We start from the raw sequence: 14,501 nt of genomic DNA, 5'->3' as shown, positions 1-14,501 counted from the left end.
ATGTCTTTGGGCAATGAAGAATTAAAAAGCATATTAGAGCATAAAATCACTCTATTAGAAAACTCTCGCAAAGAAGAAAAAAATATCTCATTAGAGGCTGTAAATTCTATCATTAAAATTTTAGGTTTACCAAATGAATTTAGCCCTTTGGCTCATAGATATTTTCAACTTCACACCCCACCTAGTCTCATATGGCTTCATTTAAGTGAATGCACAGGGTGTAGCGAGAGCTTACTTAGAACTTCATTGCCTGATTTTTTGGATTTAATTTTTGATTTTATTTCCTTGGAGTATCATGAAACCTTTATGAGTGCTAGCGGACATCAAGCAGAATCACATTTAGAGGAAGTTTTAGAAAAAAAAGATTTTCTTTTAGCTGTTGAAGGTGGAGTTTGTGCTATAGATCCTTTTTATCTAACCATAGGAGCACATGGTGAAAATGGATATGAAATTTTACAAAAATGTGCTAAAAATGCTAAAACAATCTTTGCTATGGGAACTTGCTCAAGCTATGGAGGAATTCAAGCTGCACATCCAAATCCTACCAAAAGCATAGGAATTTCTAAAGTCTTAGAAGAAAAAGTAATCAATATACCAGGTTGTCCCCCAAGTGATGTAAATATCATCGCAGCACTTTGTTTTTACATATTATTTGAGCAAGATATGGCCTTAGATGAGCAAAATAGACCTTTAGCCTTTTATGGTAAATGCTTACATGATTTATGCGAAAGAAAAGCTAAATTTGAAGCAGGAAATTTTGCTCAAAGTTTTGATGATGAAAATATAAAACAAGGTTATTGTCTTTTTAAAGTAGGTTGCAAAGGACCTTATGCTTATAATAATTGTCCTAAGGTTAAATTTAACTCCAAAACCTCTTGGCCGGTAGCTGCAGGACATGGATGCATTGCTTGTAGTGAAGAAAATTTTTGGGATGATTTTGGTTTTTATGAAAAACCTATGAGTAATGAATTTGCTTATAATGATTTTTCTATTATATTAGATGATAAAATAGTCCATAATAGTTCTATCAATGAGCTTAATTCAAATAATATTTTACTAGATTTAGAAAGTGATACTAGTGGGATTTTTTATCAAAATGATACAAAGATTAATTTTTTAGATTTTAGTTTTGAAGCTAATCCTAAAGTTTTCTTAAATAATTTTGCAAAAACCAAAATGGCTATGACTTTAGTGCAAAATTACCAAGAGCAATTTAAAACATATTATGATTTTATACAAGAAAATTACGATGATGAAAGCAAAATTAGTAATAATATCTTAGACTTATTTTATTTTATATATCCATTTATTAGTGGAAAAAAATTAAACCATTTAGATGAGTTTTTAGATCTTGCTTTAGCTTATAAGTTTAAACATCCTAGCAAATTTGATTTTAAAATCACAATTAATGAACAAGCAAAACTTGATGTTTCTAAATCAATGCGCATGCCTTTAATTTATATTCTAGGCGGCTTAGATAAAGAAGGTATTGCTTTTGGATTGATTTTTTCTTTAAAAGAACATTTAAAACAAGCTCTAAAAGCATGCAAAAAGACACATAGCAAAGAGCAAATTTTAATATGTGCAAAAAACGAAAAATTATTAAAATTATTTTGGGATTTAACGAGCATTTAAAGACTTAATGCTAAAATATTTATCTCCCTAAATATTTGAAATTTGCAAAGTGCGAAAACTTTGCAAATTTATTCAAGATTTGGTTATTTTGACGATATAACCTTATCTTTACTTGAAAGGAAAAGCTATGCAAATTTCTAGCTACAATTCTCAAAATTTTTCTATGGATATTAAAACAAAAAATGGCAATCATCTTTCTTTTTCTATGTATGATAAAAAAGAAGCAAAATTAGATAAAGATGAAAATTCAGCATCTTTGAGTTTAAGAAATCAATTTGGTTTTTCATTTTCATATAGTGGAACTAAACTTTCACAAGAAGAAATTGAAGAAATAAAAGAAGCAGTAGCCAAAGTACAACCTCAAATTGATGAATTTATGAAAAACTCAAGAGTTGGAACCTTAAAGCCAAAAGAGCTTATCACTACTGCAATGAAAATTGGCGATGCCTTACCTGAACCAAAAAATGAAGAACATAAAAAGGCTACTTTACATGAGTTATTTAATACCATGGATAAGAGTTTAAACAAAGAAATGAATAAAACTGATCTTGAAGATATTAAAAAGCAAATTTTCCAAGATAGCACTAAATTACTAGAAGAAATTTGGGAACAATACAACAAACAAAAAGAACAAAAAGAAGAAGACGATAAAGAATTTGGATTTTATGCTTAAAAAAGGAAATAACATGGAAGTAAAAGATATTTTAAAAAGCATGCTAGAACTCCAGCAAAAACTAAATGATGATACCAATGGTATAGGATGGGAAAATGGCTATACGAAAGAAGGTAAATTGATTAGTTTTAGAAGATGTATTTATATGGAGTGTGCTGAGCTTATTGATTCTTTTGCTTGGAAACATTGGAAAAGCATACACACTCCTGCAAACTGGGACAATGTGCGCATTGAAATAGTGGATATATGGCATTTTATTTTAAGTTTGATTTTAGAAGAATACAAAGAAAAACAAATAGATGATAAAAATTTCATAGCAGAGGAAGTTTCTTCTGTAACTTTTTTTGATGACTTTTGCAAAGAAACTTCTAATCCCAATGAAGCAGATATCTATGGAATTTTAAATGATATTGAGCTTATTATCCACAAATGCAGTGGTTTTGATTATGATTTAGGTGAACTTTTGAGTGCATATTTTGTTTTAGCTAGAAAATGTGGTTTAAATTTCTTTGAGCTTTATAAAACCTATATTGGAAAAAATATATTAAATCAATTTAGACAAGAAAACGGCTACAAAGAAGGCACTTATAAAAAAACTTGGAATGGCACAGAAGATAACGAAGTTTTAAATCAAATTTTAAAAGAAACACTAGATTATAAAGAAATCTATCAAAAACTTCAAGATGCTTATAAGCAAATTAAATGAATATACTATACCTAAGCTTGCAAGATTTTCTTAGCAAGCCTTTTTTAAAATTCTCAACTTTGCCTTTTTTAATCAGCCTAGTTATTTTTGCCCTGCTAGTGTATTATAGTTATGATGTATTTTTTTCTTATATTGAAGATGTAGTCAGTGGCTCTTTTATGGCTTGGTTTTTTAGTTTTTCTATAGTGCAATTTTCACTTGCATTTTTAAGTGCTATAGGAGGATTTTTTATAGTAGTATTTGCCTCTGTATTTTTTACTATGTTTATAATTTCCTTTTTAACTCCTTATATAGTCAAAAAAATCAACCAAAAATACTACAACTATTCTATGCAAAAAGAAGTAAATTCTTTAGAAATTTTACTTAAAACATTCAAATTTTTACTCATCTCATGCGTATTATTTGTAGTAGCTACTTTCTTGTTAATTATACCTTTTGTTAGCATTGTGATTTATTATGGAGTATTTTATTATTTATTTCACAAACTTTTATTACTAGATGTATTAAGCAATGTCTTAGATAAAAACAATTTTGATGATTTTTATAAAAATTCATCACCATTATATTTTAAAATTATCACCTTAGTCTTTTTTGCTTTATCAAGCATACCTTTACTTGGTTTATTTTTACAAGTATTTTATATAATCTTCTTAACCCACTTAAGTTATCAAAAAATTTTAAAACTTAAAGCCAATAACAATGGATGAAAGAATTAAAAAATTTATCCATTCACAAAAACTTTTAAATTTAAGTATGCTTGATGAGGATGGTGGAGTATATTGCGCAAGCTGTTATTATGCTTTTGATGATAAAAATTTAGCTTTAATTTTTGCTAGCGAAGAACATACTAAACATATTCAACTTGCCTATAAATCCCCTAAAGTAGCAGTTAATATAGCGCTAGATACAGATATTATTAATCTTATTAAAGGAGTGCAAATCAAAGCTCTTTTTCAAAAAGCCACCAAAGAGCAAGAAAGAATATACTATAAAAAATTTCCCTTTGCAAAACTTGCACAAGCTTGTATTTTCGCTTTAAATATACAATGGGCAAAATACACTGATAATAAAATTTTACTTTCCAAAAAATTAGAATTTTCTCTTTAAAATACTTTTAAAATATATTGTATTTTTAATAAAACCTAATATTATTTATAAATTTTTAAATATTTTTTTAATAAAATCATATAATTTACCATAGTAGTAAAACTTTAAATTTTTAACTTTTCAAGGAGAAAAAAATGTTCTCATCTACCAAAAAATATTTACTAGGTAATTTTTCCAACAAAATTGCCTTTTTGGTTTGTATTTTTGTTATAGTTTTATTATGTGTTTTAGGTGTTTTTAATTATATTAAATCAAAATCTAATAGCCATACTTTGTTAGTTCAATTTCAACAAAAAGTTGCTTTTGATGTAAGCAAAAGATTTGATTTATATGCAAGTGATAGACGTAATATAATTAATTCTTTAACAAAATATATCAAAGAAAATAAACATAATATAAATTCAAAACAATACACTAGCTTGTTAAAATCCATAGGAGATTCTTTAGGTTTTGACTTAACTTATGTAGGATTTGAAGATGGCTCTATGTTTAGATCAAATGGTAACAACCAAACTCCAGAAAGTGGATATGATCCTAGAACTAGAGGATGGTATAAAGAAGCCAAAGAAAAAAAAGAGTTAATTGTCACAGAACCATACATATCTTCTAGCATGAAAAAACCTACTATTTCTTATGCCAATCCTATTATAGAAAATGGTGAAGTTATAGGTGTAGTTGCGGCTGATTATGATTTAAAAAAATTCTCAGAAGAAGTTTTAGCTATAGGTAAAACACCTTATTCGCATGCTGCTGTTTTAGCTCATGATGGAACCTATCTTTTTCACACTGATCCTTCTAAAATTTTAACCTCAACCAATACAAGTAAAGATATTGTTGCATATTATCTTAAAACACCAGAAGGTACAAATCGAAGTCTTTCAAAAGATATTTTTAAAATTCAAACAAAAGAAAATGAAACTAGAGCTTTAATTTGTAATGGTGGAATTAATCCAAAATATGTTATCTGTTCTATAGCTGATTATGATTTTTACAATGATGCAGCTAAACAAACACTAATGGAACAAATTATTATTTCCTTGATTGCTATTTTTTTCACTTTGATTTTTATTAGAATGATTATTTCTTACAATCTTAAACCAATTGCAATCATTTCATCAGGATTACATAATTTCTTTAATTATTTAAATCACAAAGATTCTCACTCTCATCCTATTAAGCTTAAAACTCAAGATGAATTTGGAAAAATGGCAGAAGAAATTAATGAAAACATTGAGATCATTAAAGAAGCTCTAAACAAAGATGCAAAAGCCATTGAAGAATCTGTCAATATTGCTAAAAAAATAGAAATAGGTGAGCTTGATTTACATATTAGCTCTCATGCTAACAACCCTCAAATTCAAGAATTAATGAAAGTGTTAAATAGTATGCTTACAACTTTACAAAGAAAAATTGGCAGTAATTTAAACGAAATTTTAGCTGTATTTGATAGCTACAAACGCTTAGATTTCACAGCAACTATTAATGCACCAAAAGGCGATATTGAAAAGGCTATAAATTCTCTTGGAGATGAAATAAAAAACATGCTTACACAATCACTTCACCAAGGAGAATTACTCAACCAAAAGGCCGAAGCACTCAAACAAAGCATGCAAGAACTTACAAATGATGCTACACATCAAACCTCATCACTGCAAGAAAGCGCAAGAGCTTTAGAGCAAATGAACTCAGCTATGAGTGAAATTTCCATTAAAACACAAGATGTAGTAAAACAAAGCAATGATATCAAAAATGTAACTACAGTAATTTCAGATATTGCAGATCAAATTAACCTACTTGCATTAAATGCAGCTATTGAAGCAGCACGTGCCGGTGAACATGGACGTGGCTTTGCTGTTGTTGCTGATGAAGTTAGAAATCTAGCAGAAAGAACTCAAAAGTCTTTAGGTGAGATTGAAGCTAATACTAATATCTTAGCCCAGTCAATAAATGATATGGGTGAAGCCATAAAAGAAGAAGCAGATGATATTAGTCAAATCAATGAATCAGTAGCTACTATAGAAAAACTCACACAACAAAACTCTCAAACAGCTATGCAGACTAATACTATTGCAAATGAAGTAGATTCTTTAGCACAAGATATGCTAAGTGAAACTAAAAAAAGAAAATTTTAAACATAAAGATGCCTAAAAGGCATCTAATTTTTAAGAAAAAGAAGGTTTAATTTGCTCTAACCAAGCATCAATTCTACTTTCTGTTAAATCCTCATGATTATCATTATCTAATGCTAGTCCTACAAACTTATCACCTTCTACGGCTTCACTTGATTCAAAAGTATAACCACCTGTAGAAACAGCACCTACCAAATTTGCACCTGCTGCTTTTAAAGCTTGAGCAAGTTTTCCCATAGCGCTGCAATATGTGTCCGAATAGCTTTCACTATCTCCCATACCAAAAACCGCAACAGTTTTACCGCTAAGATTTAAAGCTGAAAAATCAAAACCATCCCAATCATCTTGAAAATCACCACTTCCCCAAGTAGAAGTTCCGCAAATTAATTTATCATAAGAATTAATTTTCTCTGCATCAATATCTGCGATATTTAATACATCTGAAATTCCTAATTTTTGAGCGATCATGTTTGCCGCACCTTCGGTATTACCCATTGAACTACCATAAATTACTGCTATTGACATTTAACATCTCCTTAAAATTTGATTATTAATAGTATAGGGAACTAATTTTAGCAAAGTTTTATTATTTTCGCATAAAAAATGTCTTATTTCTTCATGTTGAGTGAAATTTTTATTTCTTGGATACACAATATAAAATCTTTCAAAAGAATTTTCTTTTATAAATTGCAAAGCAAGCTCTATATCTTTATCACTATCTTTACAAAATAAAGGCATGACTGCCATTTTTTCATTAATGATAATGATATTTTTATAAATCTTTACTTTGGATTTGGTATTGCTTTTGCAAATTTTATCATATACAAAAGCCTCAAAAGCAACTTGTAAAGGCAAAGTAAAACTAGGCGATAAGAACACATTTTGTATTAATTTAGCTAAAGTATATTTTGGCATCTTTGCTTCAAGTTGTATTTGATTTAAATTTCCTTCTTTATAAGCTTTGATGATTTTATGAGAATATGGACAAAATTGTTTTATTTTGCTAAATCTCAAAGTCCTTTCTGTGCTCATATTTTGAATTTTTAACTCAAAAATATTTCTTAAACAGTCAGCTTTTTTTGCATAGATATAAGGTATTTTTAGATCATCTTCAACTAAAGAATTATATAAATTTAAAAAAATATGATTAATACTTTTTTGTTCCAAATCTCTAAATATTTTAGGTATAAAATCCTCTTTTTCATTAAATCCAAACATACACTAAGCCTTCTTTGCGCACTCATAGGTTTGATCAAGTCCAAAAACCTTACAATATTCACAATACACGCAACTTACACTGCGTTTAGCACAAACTAAAGGTATATTACGTTTTTTTGCTTCTGTTTTGATTTTTTTCATAGTATTATGGTTTAAAAAACTAGTAAGCATAACTATACATTCAGTATTTTGTGGAATGGGTTTTCTATTTACCCTATTTTCATTTCTAGCATCCCAATGCTCTATGCTTTTTGCACCTAGGTTTGTCAAAACTGCTTTTATTGGGGTTATTTCATCCGCTCCGATAACCAAAACTGACATTGAGTTTTCCTTTTTATAAAAATGATAATTGTTATTATAATTTATAAAAGATAAATTTTTTCTGATACTCAATATCAATTTTTTAAATTATATATTATGAGTTTGTTCAAAGATATCTGTGTGTAAAATTTCTTCTAAAATCACTGTGGCATACGAGCCTTTTTGCAAGAAAAACTCCAAAGTAAAATGAGCTTTTTCTTCATCATAATAACTTTTGCAATCTTGCAAATAAGACCACATAAAGCGCCTTGAACCTTGCATTTTATTTTTAAACTCATATGCAAAAGAAAAAATCTCATCTTCTAATTTTTTAGCTAAACCTTCGTTTGTTTCATAAGCTTTAGAGCCTATTAAAAGACCCATCGCGCTAATATCTTTTTGATTGAATCTTTCTACTTCACTTGATAAATCTTCACATATAAAACATTTACCAAAAGGATAATGTCCTAAAACTTCGCCCTTTAAAAGTTTAAAAAACTGCTTTTGATTTTTTAAACTTTTAATTCCATCTTTATCTAAATCATATATTTGTTTTATTTCTTTTTCACTAAAGTCATTAATAAAATGTGACAATTCCACCCTTTTGCTCAAATATCTATTAAAAAGCTCGCTTTGAAAGGCAGAAATTAAAAATTCTTGCATTTTTTTATTTTTTATTTTTTTGCCTTTTAAAATTTCTAGTCCTTGTGAAAAATTATCTTGAAATTTGCCAAAACGCTGATATCCAAAATAATTAGCAAAGCCTTGTTTTTGGATATTTTTAAAAGCTTGTTCTATTTTTAAAGCATCTACTTTTGAAACTTTTTTTAATCTTATAAAAAATGAATTTCCTTTTAAATGCCCTATTCTAAGTTTATTATCATGATAAAAACTTTCTAAAATTTTCATCTTATCATGTTTAAAATTTTTTAGACTCTCTTCAAATTTTTTAGGCATAGAAATATATTGAAAAGTTAAGCCTTGTTTATCTTTTAAACCACTATAACCAAAATCTCTCATTTTAACACCGCTTTGCTCACTTAAAATTCTCAAAGCCTCGCTAGTGCTTAGATCTTTTTTTTGTATATGTAAAATTAAATGTTCACCTTTACCACTAAATTCATACAAAGGCTTTTCTCTTACTACAAAATCATTACTATTTTTTGAAAAATACACATTTATCGGGCTGTGTTTTAAAGTATATAAGGGCTTAAAAATGATGTTCTCTTCCATAAAATTTATACCTTCCTGTTGTTGTTTTTGCAAAAATATTTAGTTTAATTCTATGCTTTTTTGCCATATTTTGTATAAATGCTTTATGTTTTTTATCAAAAGCAAATAAAATTTCATATTCTTCTGCACTATTTAAGCTAAATTTATCTAATTTTTTAAAAAATTTTGCATTAAGTTGATTTTGAAGCAATATTCTTGATAAGTCTTTATTCAAACCATCTGAAATATCCATACTCACTCTAACTTTTTTTGCTATATCATAAAAAAAATTTTGTCTCAAACTAGGTTTTATAAAACGATGTTTAGAATGCAATTTTCCACCGCGAAATAATATATTTAAACCTTTTAAACTCTCACCTAATTTCCCACTAAAAGCAAGTAAATCTCCTTTTTTCAAACCTTTTCTAAAAATAGCTCTTTTATTTACCTTAGAAATAATAGTTATACTAATATTGATTTTATTATCCGCTATGGTATCTCCGCCTATAATTTGTACTCCAAATTCTTTTGCACTATCTAGCAAGCCTTTTTGCAAGGCTTTAACTTGTTTCATATCTAAACATTTTGGCAAAGAAAGTCCTAAAAGAGCGTATTTTGGTGTAGCATTCATAGCAATTGCATCAGAAATATTAACAAGCATAGCCTTTGCTCCAATTTGTTCTAAACTCATCCAAGAGCGCTTAAAATGCACGTCTTCACAAAATAAATCTTTAGAATAACAATATCCATCGATTATTGCCCCATCATCTCCATTGATAGAATTAGCAAAGGCGTTGATAATAAATTTTTCTTTATCCATGTGAATATTTTATACAAAAAGCTTTTAATTTTATATAATAATCAAATTTTTATAAGTTTAAAATGTATATAATGAAAAATAATACCAAGGATAAAATATGCAAATAACTTTAAGAATTTTTCGTTTTGATAAAGATAGTGATTATTTAGCTTATTATAAACCTTATGTTTATGATAGTAAAAATTTTAAAAGTGTTTATGATGTTTTAAGTCAAATTAAAAAAGATGACATATATTTTGATTTTGAAGAAAATCCAGAAAGTTGTATTAAAGTCAATCAAGTTACAATCAGACAAAGAAGAGATTTGAATAATATCATAGAAAGATTTGGCAAAGAACTCACCATAGAACCACTTGATACCAAAAGAGCAACCAAAGATTTAATCATGGATAAAAGTGATTTTTTAGAAAAGCTCGAACTTTTTAAAGGACTTATTGATATACACGATATAGAACTTTATAAACAATATGATTTTTTATATTATACAAGTGAAGTTAGGGAATTTTTACCTGAATATCTTGGCGATAGCTTTTTTGTATTTGCTTATAAAATGCTACTTAAATACCCAGAAAAAGCACCTCAATTTTTAAAATTAGTCGCAGATGAAGAAAAAGGAATTTATTATCACACAAAATTTAAAAATTTTATTTCTTCAAATGAGCTTGATTATGAATCTTATATTAAAGAATTAAAAGTTATGCTTGTAAAATCAGGCCTTGCAAGAAGTATTTTTTAAGGAATGAGTAATGTATAAAATCTACACCAATAGCAATAATGATTTATTTTGTTATTTTGATATTATCAAAGATGCTTTAGATAAAGTTGGAGTTCAAAGCACATTATGCGAAAAGCCTTTGGGTAAAAATTATTTTATTATTGATTATGATCCAAAAGATATCTTAGATGAATATTCTAGAATGATGGATGAGGATAATATTTTAGCTTGCGAATGTAGCTCTTATGAAATTATGAGTAAAATTGAAAAAATCCAATATACTCCAAAGATTTTTTTAGATCATCTTAAACAAGAACACATTAAGCATTTTTTTGAACAATTTAATATAGGTGTATATCAAGGATTTTCAGACGCAAGCTGCTCTTTAGAGCTTGCCAAAGCGCTTAAAGCAAATGTAATAGATTTTGAAAGAAAATACAAAAGTTGTGGCTATAGTTTTTTAAATTTAAACACCCAATTAGCATACAAATGTGCAGCTTCTGTTGTATTAGATGCTTATGATAATGGTTGTGATTTTTTAGTAGTTGAGGATTTTTATTCTTTTTATATGTTTGATAAATGTTATAAAGAATTACAAGCTATTTCAAATAGAAATTTTGAAGATTTTTATATTTTAACTTTTGCAGAGCTTGCAAATTTAGCTCTAGGTATAGTACCATACACTTTAAAAAAACACAAATTAAAAGTGAGTTTAATCAATGAAAATCGCTCTTGAATGTAAGGATTTAATTTTAGAAAAAACTTTAGAAATCGCTTTGAGGGATTTTTTAGTTTTAAAAAAAGATTGTGATTTTTTAGTCTGCGATGAAAAAGTTAACACGCAAAAACCACAATTTATCATCAATAAAAAATCAAATTTTTTATCTCATCCTTTTAATATAGAGGAATTACTTAATGCTTTAAATGATTTCAATGCAAGTTTGCAAAGTATTGCTTATAAAATAGCCATGCGTGAAAAAAAACTTATGAATCAAAAATGTGAAGCCATTTTAGAGCAATTACGTCAAGAAAGTCATGAAAAAATCGATGCAATATTTGATCTTTACAAAACAGAGTTAAAAAATCTTATCAAAGAAGAAAATAATAATGCATAAAATACAAGAATATCAAAGCGTAAAAGATTTTTTAAAAAATTACAAAGAAGATAAAAAAACAAACTCAAAAAAACAAACTCAAAAAATTTACACCACCATAGAAAGTGGAATCTATAAAGGTAAAAAAATTTTACTTCCTAGTCTAGACACCACAAGAAGCACCAAAAGCATAGTAAAATCTTGCGTTTTTAATGTTTTACGTTTTTCTTTACAAGATAAGGTTTTCATAGAAGCCTTTGGAGGAAGTGCTCTAATGGCATTAGAGGCAAGAAGTAATGGCTGCTTAAAAAGTTATGCTATAGAAAAAGATAAAAAAGCTTATGAAATCGCTTTAAAAAATGCTTCCAATATTGATCAAAATACCATTTGCTTTAATGATGATACTTTTAAAAAAACCCCTCAAATTATTCAAAATTCCAAAGAAGATATTATTTTATATCTTGATCCACCCTTTGATATTAGAGAAGGTTTTTTTGATATTTACGAAAAAACTTTAAAGTTGATAGAAAATATAAAAAATTCAAATGTTAAAATCATCATCATAGAACATCACAGCACTTTTAAAACTCCAACTAAAATACAAAATTACGAAAAAACAAAAGAAAAAAAATTCGGTTCAACCACTCTAAGTTTTTACTCCTTTATATAAATTTGGAACCTTTTTTGCTTTAATTTATGAAAATAGCATAGATTAAAGGAAGAATCGATGAGAATATTATTTTTGAGCTTAGTGCTAAGTCTAAGCGTTTTTGCAGCTACCATTAAAGAACTTACCAATGTAGTAGGTGTTAGAGATAACCAACTTATAGGATATGGTTTGGTTGTTGGTTTAAATGGAAGTGGAGATGGTACAAGTAGCGAATTTACTCTACAATCTATTTCAAATATGCTTCAGGGTATGAATGTAAAAGTTAGCCCAGGTGATATAAAATCAAAAAATACAGCAGCAGTAATGGTTACAGCAAAACTTCCTGCTTTTGCAAGAAGTGGGGATAAGCTTGATGTAAGTGTGGCTTCTTTAGGTGATGCTAAATCTTTACAAGGTGGAACCTTGCTTATGACAGCTCTAAAAGGGGTTGATGGAGAAATTTATGCAGTAGCTCAAGGCTCTTTAGCTATAGGTGGACTTAGCCCAAGACCAGGTGCAGCAGGAACACACTCAACCTCAGCAAATGTTATTAATGGTGCAGTCGTAGAAAGAGAAATTCCACAAAACTTTAGCCAAAGTGAAGATTTGATTTTAAGTTTAAAAGAAGCAGATTTTAAAACGGCTAACAATATAGAAAGAGTTTTAAATACTATTTTTGATACAGACATAGCAAAAGCTTTAGATTCTAGAACTATAAAATTAACAAAACCTGAAGAATTTTCTCATGTTGAATTTATGGCAAGAGTATTAGAACAAGATATAGCTTACACTCCAGAAAGTAAAGTGATCATCGATGAAAGAACAGGAACTATAGTAGCGGGAGTAAATATAGAAGTTGAGCCTATATTAATTACCCATAAAGATATCACTATAAAAATCGATCCAAACAATACCGTAGCTTTAGGACAAAATGAAATCGATATGAAAGATGGTGGTATTTTAGATCCAGTATCTAATACTTTAAAAATCACAAACAATAAAACAACAGTAGCAAACATAGCTAGAATGCTAAATAAACTTGGAGCAGCGCCAAATGATATCATAGCTATTATGCAAAATTTAAAAAGAGCTGGTGCAATTAGTGCTGAATTAGAGGTGATATGATGAGAGTTGATAATTATTTAGCGAGCAAAAACTATAGTAGCGAACTTTATGAAAGTATTACTAAACACAACAATAGCTACAAGGCTGCTAAAAACTATGCAGATAGTGCTTTTAAAAATGATTTAACTCATATACAAGCATTAAATGATGAAGATAAAGCTTTAAAAGAACAAACTGATGCTTTTGAAGCTTTTTTAATCAAAAGTGTTTTGGATATTTCTTTAAAACAAGAAAATTCTTTATTTGGAAAAGATGCAAGTGATGAAATTTATTCATCTATGTACAATGATACTATGAGTAAAGCATTAAGCGGGGGGTTAGGTTTTTCAAAATTATTATTTGATTATTTAAAAGAAAGGGGTTAAGTTATTTTTTTAAGTGTCGATATAGTTCTTAGAGTTTTTCAATAGAACTGGAGGCTTAAAATGATAAACCCTATACATCAAAGTTATGTAGCTCAGGTTGCTACTAATGATATAAATAAAACAGAAAACAAAGAAAACAACAAGGCAAAAGAAACTCAAAAGGCAGAAGAAAGTAAAGCATCTTTAATTGCTTCTCAAATTAAAAATGGCGAGTATAAAATCAATCTACAAGCCACTTCTAAAGCAATAGCAGATTCTTTATTATAATTTTTATCCTTTTTTGGGTTGCTGCCTAAGAAAGGATAAAAAATGGTTAAACAATATTTAGATGAAACAAATTCTATTTTAGAAAAACTCATCAATCTTACTTTAGAAGATATAGCACAAATTCAAGCTGCTAATCATAAACATGTAAGTAAAAGTGTTGAAGATAAAACTAAACTTGTAAATGACTTCCAAATTGCTAAAAAAAATCTTGACAAGGCTTTGGTAGAACTTAGTAACCAAGGAAACAACAAAGGCTTAGATGAGCTTTTAGATGATGAAGATAAAGAAAAACTTGCTCTTTTAAAGCAAAATTTAAATACCTTACACCAAAAAAATAAAGAATATGCCAAACTAGCTCTTATTATTAAAAATTTTTACGACAATCTTTTAAATGCAATGTTTGAACAAAATGGAACAAATAATGCTTATGGAGACAATAAAACAATTCCAGATTCATTATTTAAGATTAATGTTTAAAGGCTAAGT

The 14,501-nt window shown here is 28.0% G+C and carries 19 protein-coding genes and 1 pseudogene; 15 read left to right on the top strand and 5 right to left on the bottom strand.

Annotation, left to right across the window (positions count from 1 at the left end; genetic code table 11):
* The 7 genes and pseudogenes from L8V77_RS03085 (at position 1) to L8V77_RS07680 (ending at position 6,253) form a co-directional block, all read left to right on the top strand.
* Positions 1–1,635 carry a hydrogenase small subunit gene (locus L8V77_RS03085; protein WP_263706636.1) on the top strand — a complete coding sequence of 545 codons (1,635 nt, stop codon included), beginning with the start codon at positions 1–3 and terminating at the stop codon, positions 1,633–1,635.
* A 127-nt stretch (positions 1,636–1,762) separates the two neighbouring features.
* A complete protein-coding gene (locus L8V77_RS03080) occupies positions 1,763–2,308 on the top strand; it encodes an ATP-binding protein (RefSeq protein WP_263706635.1) in 546 nt (181 codons plus the stop codon).
* Positions 2,309–2,321: 13 nt separating this feature from the next.
* Positions 2,322–3,014, top strand: coding sequence for a dUTP diphosphatase (locus L8V77_RS03075; RefSeq protein WP_240390174.1), 693 nt, complete (start codon positions 2,322–2,324; stop codon positions 3,012–3,014).
* Positions 3,011–3,721 (top strand): EI24 domain-containing protein, encoded by a 711-nt coding sequence (locus L8V77_RS03070; RefSeq protein WP_263663834.1) that lies wholly within the window; start codon positions 3,011–3,013, stop codon positions 3,719–3,721. The genes L8V77_RS03075 and L8V77_RS03070 overlap by 4 nt, the downstream gene beginning before the upstream one ends.
* Positions 3,714–4,121, top strand: a complete 408-nt coding sequence (locus L8V77_RS03065; protein WP_263663833.1) for a pyridoxamine 5'-phosphate oxidase family protein — start codon at positions 3,714–3,716, stop codon at positions 4,119–4,121. Before L8V77_RS03070 ends, L8V77_RS03065 begins: the two co-directional genes overlap by 8 nt.
* A 134-nt stretch (positions 4,122–4,255) precedes the next feature.
* Positions 4,256–4,906, top strand: a pseudogene (locus L8V77_RS07685) (cache domain-containing protein); the annotation flags it as partial.
* A 231-nt stretch (positions 4,907–5,137) separates the two neighbouring features.
* Positions 5,138–6,253, top strand: coding sequence for a methyl-accepting chemotaxis protein (locus L8V77_RS07680; RefSeq protein ID WP_412175131.1), 1,116 nt, complete (start codon positions 5,138–5,140; stop codon positions 6,251–6,253).
* 30 nt (positions 6,254–6,283) lie between these two features.
* On the opposite strand, the gene fldA is transcribed toward L8V77_RS07680, so the two are convergent.
* The 5 genes from fldA to L8V77_RS03035 form a co-directional block, all read right to left on the bottom strand.
* Positions 6,284–6,775, bottom strand: a complete 492-nt coding sequence (gene fldA, locus L8V77_RS03055) for a flavodoxin FldA (RefSeq protein ID WP_240388293.1) — start codon at positions 6,773–6,775, stop codon at positions 6,284–6,286.
* Complete coding sequence (locus L8V77_RS03050) at positions 6,776–7,468, bottom strand: hypothetical protein (protein WP_263702475.1); 693 nt, start codon at positions 7,466–7,468, stop codon at positions 6,776–6,778.
* Between the two features lie 3 nt (positions 7,469–7,471).
* The gene (locus L8V77_RS03045) at positions 7,472–7,789 is read right to left on the bottom strand and encodes a DUF2325 domain-containing protein (RefSeq protein WP_012661148.1); all 318 of its coding nucleotides are present in this window, start codon (positions 7,787–7,789) and stop codon (positions 7,472–7,474) included.
* An 87-nt stretch (positions 7,790–7,876) separates the two neighbouring features.
* Positions 7,877–9,010, bottom strand: a complete 1,134-nt coding sequence (truD, locus tag L8V77_RS03040) for a tRNA pseudouridine(13) synthase TruD (RefSeq protein ID WP_263706659.1) — start codon at positions 9,008–9,010, stop codon at positions 7,877–7,879.
* On the bottom strand, positions 8,979–9,800 hold the full coding sequence (locus L8V77_RS03035) for a thiamine-phosphate kinase (RefSeq protein WP_263706633.1): 822 nt from the start codon (positions 9,798–9,800) through the stop codon (positions 8,979–8,981). The genes truD and L8V77_RS03035 overlap by 32 nt, the downstream gene beginning before the upstream one ends.
* Before the next feature lie 97 nt (positions 9,801–9,897).
* Between L8V77_RS03035 and L8V77_RS03030 the strand changes: the two genes are divergently transcribed.
* From L8V77_RS03030 to L8V77_RS02995, 8 genes are read left to right on the top strand one after another with little or no spacing between them, the layout of a single operon-like run.
* Positions 9,898–10,536 (top strand): DUF5644 domain-containing protein, encoded by a 639-nt coding sequence (locus tag L8V77_RS03030; protein ID WP_257396275.1) that lies wholly within the window; start codon positions 9,898–9,900, stop codon positions 10,534–10,536.
* Between the two features lie 10 nt (positions 10,537–10,546).
* Entirely contained in the window at positions 10,547–11,251 is a 705-nt protein-coding gene (locus L8V77_RS03025; protein ID WP_263706632.1) for a hypothetical protein, read from the top strand.
* On the top strand, positions 11,235–11,630 hold the full coding sequence (locus L8V77_RS03020; RefSeq protein WP_263663828.1) for a hypothetical protein: 396 nt from the start codon (positions 11,235–11,237) through the stop codon (positions 11,628–11,630). Before L8V77_RS03025 ends, L8V77_RS03020 begins: the two co-directional genes overlap by 17 nt.
* A complete protein-coding gene (locus L8V77_RS03015) occupies positions 11,623–12,279 on the top strand; it encodes an RsmD family RNA methyltransferase (protein WP_263706631.1) in 657 nt (218 codons plus the stop codon). The genes L8V77_RS03020 and L8V77_RS03015 overlap by 8 nt, the downstream gene beginning before the upstream one ends.
* Positions 12,280–12,336: 57 nt before the next feature.
* Positions 12,337–13,383, top strand: coding sequence for a flagellar basal body P-ring protein FlgI (locus L8V77_RS03010; protein ID WP_039617681.1), 1,047 nt, complete (start codon positions 12,337–12,339; stop codon positions 13,381–13,383).
* A complete protein-coding gene (locus L8V77_RS03005; protein ID WP_039617679.1) occupies positions 13,383–13,748 on the top strand; it encodes a rod-binding protein in 366 nt (121 codons plus the stop codon). The genes L8V77_RS03010 and L8V77_RS03005 overlap by 1 nt, the downstream gene beginning before the upstream one ends.
* Before the next feature lie 60 nt (positions 13,749–13,808).
* A complete protein-coding gene (locus L8V77_RS03000) occupies positions 13,809–14,015 on the top strand; it encodes a hypothetical protein (RefSeq protein WP_012661139.1) in 207 nt (68 codons plus the stop codon).
* A 42-nt stretch (positions 14,016–14,057) separates the two neighbouring features.
* Complete coding sequence (locus L8V77_RS02995) at positions 14,058–14,492, top strand: flagellar protein FlgN (protein WP_263663826.1); 435 nt, start codon at positions 14,058–14,060, stop codon at positions 14,490–14,492.
* Positions 14,493–14,501 lie beyond the last annotated feature (9 nt).

The sequence above is a fragment of the Campylobacter sp. IFREMER_LSEM_CL2127 genome (assembly GCF_025771745.1).
GTDB lineage: Bacteria > Campylobacterota > Campylobacteria > Campylobacterales > Campylobacteraceae > Campylobacter_D.
Note: the sequence above shows the minus strand (reverse complement) of the source record. Positions and strands in the feature narration are given on the sequence as shown.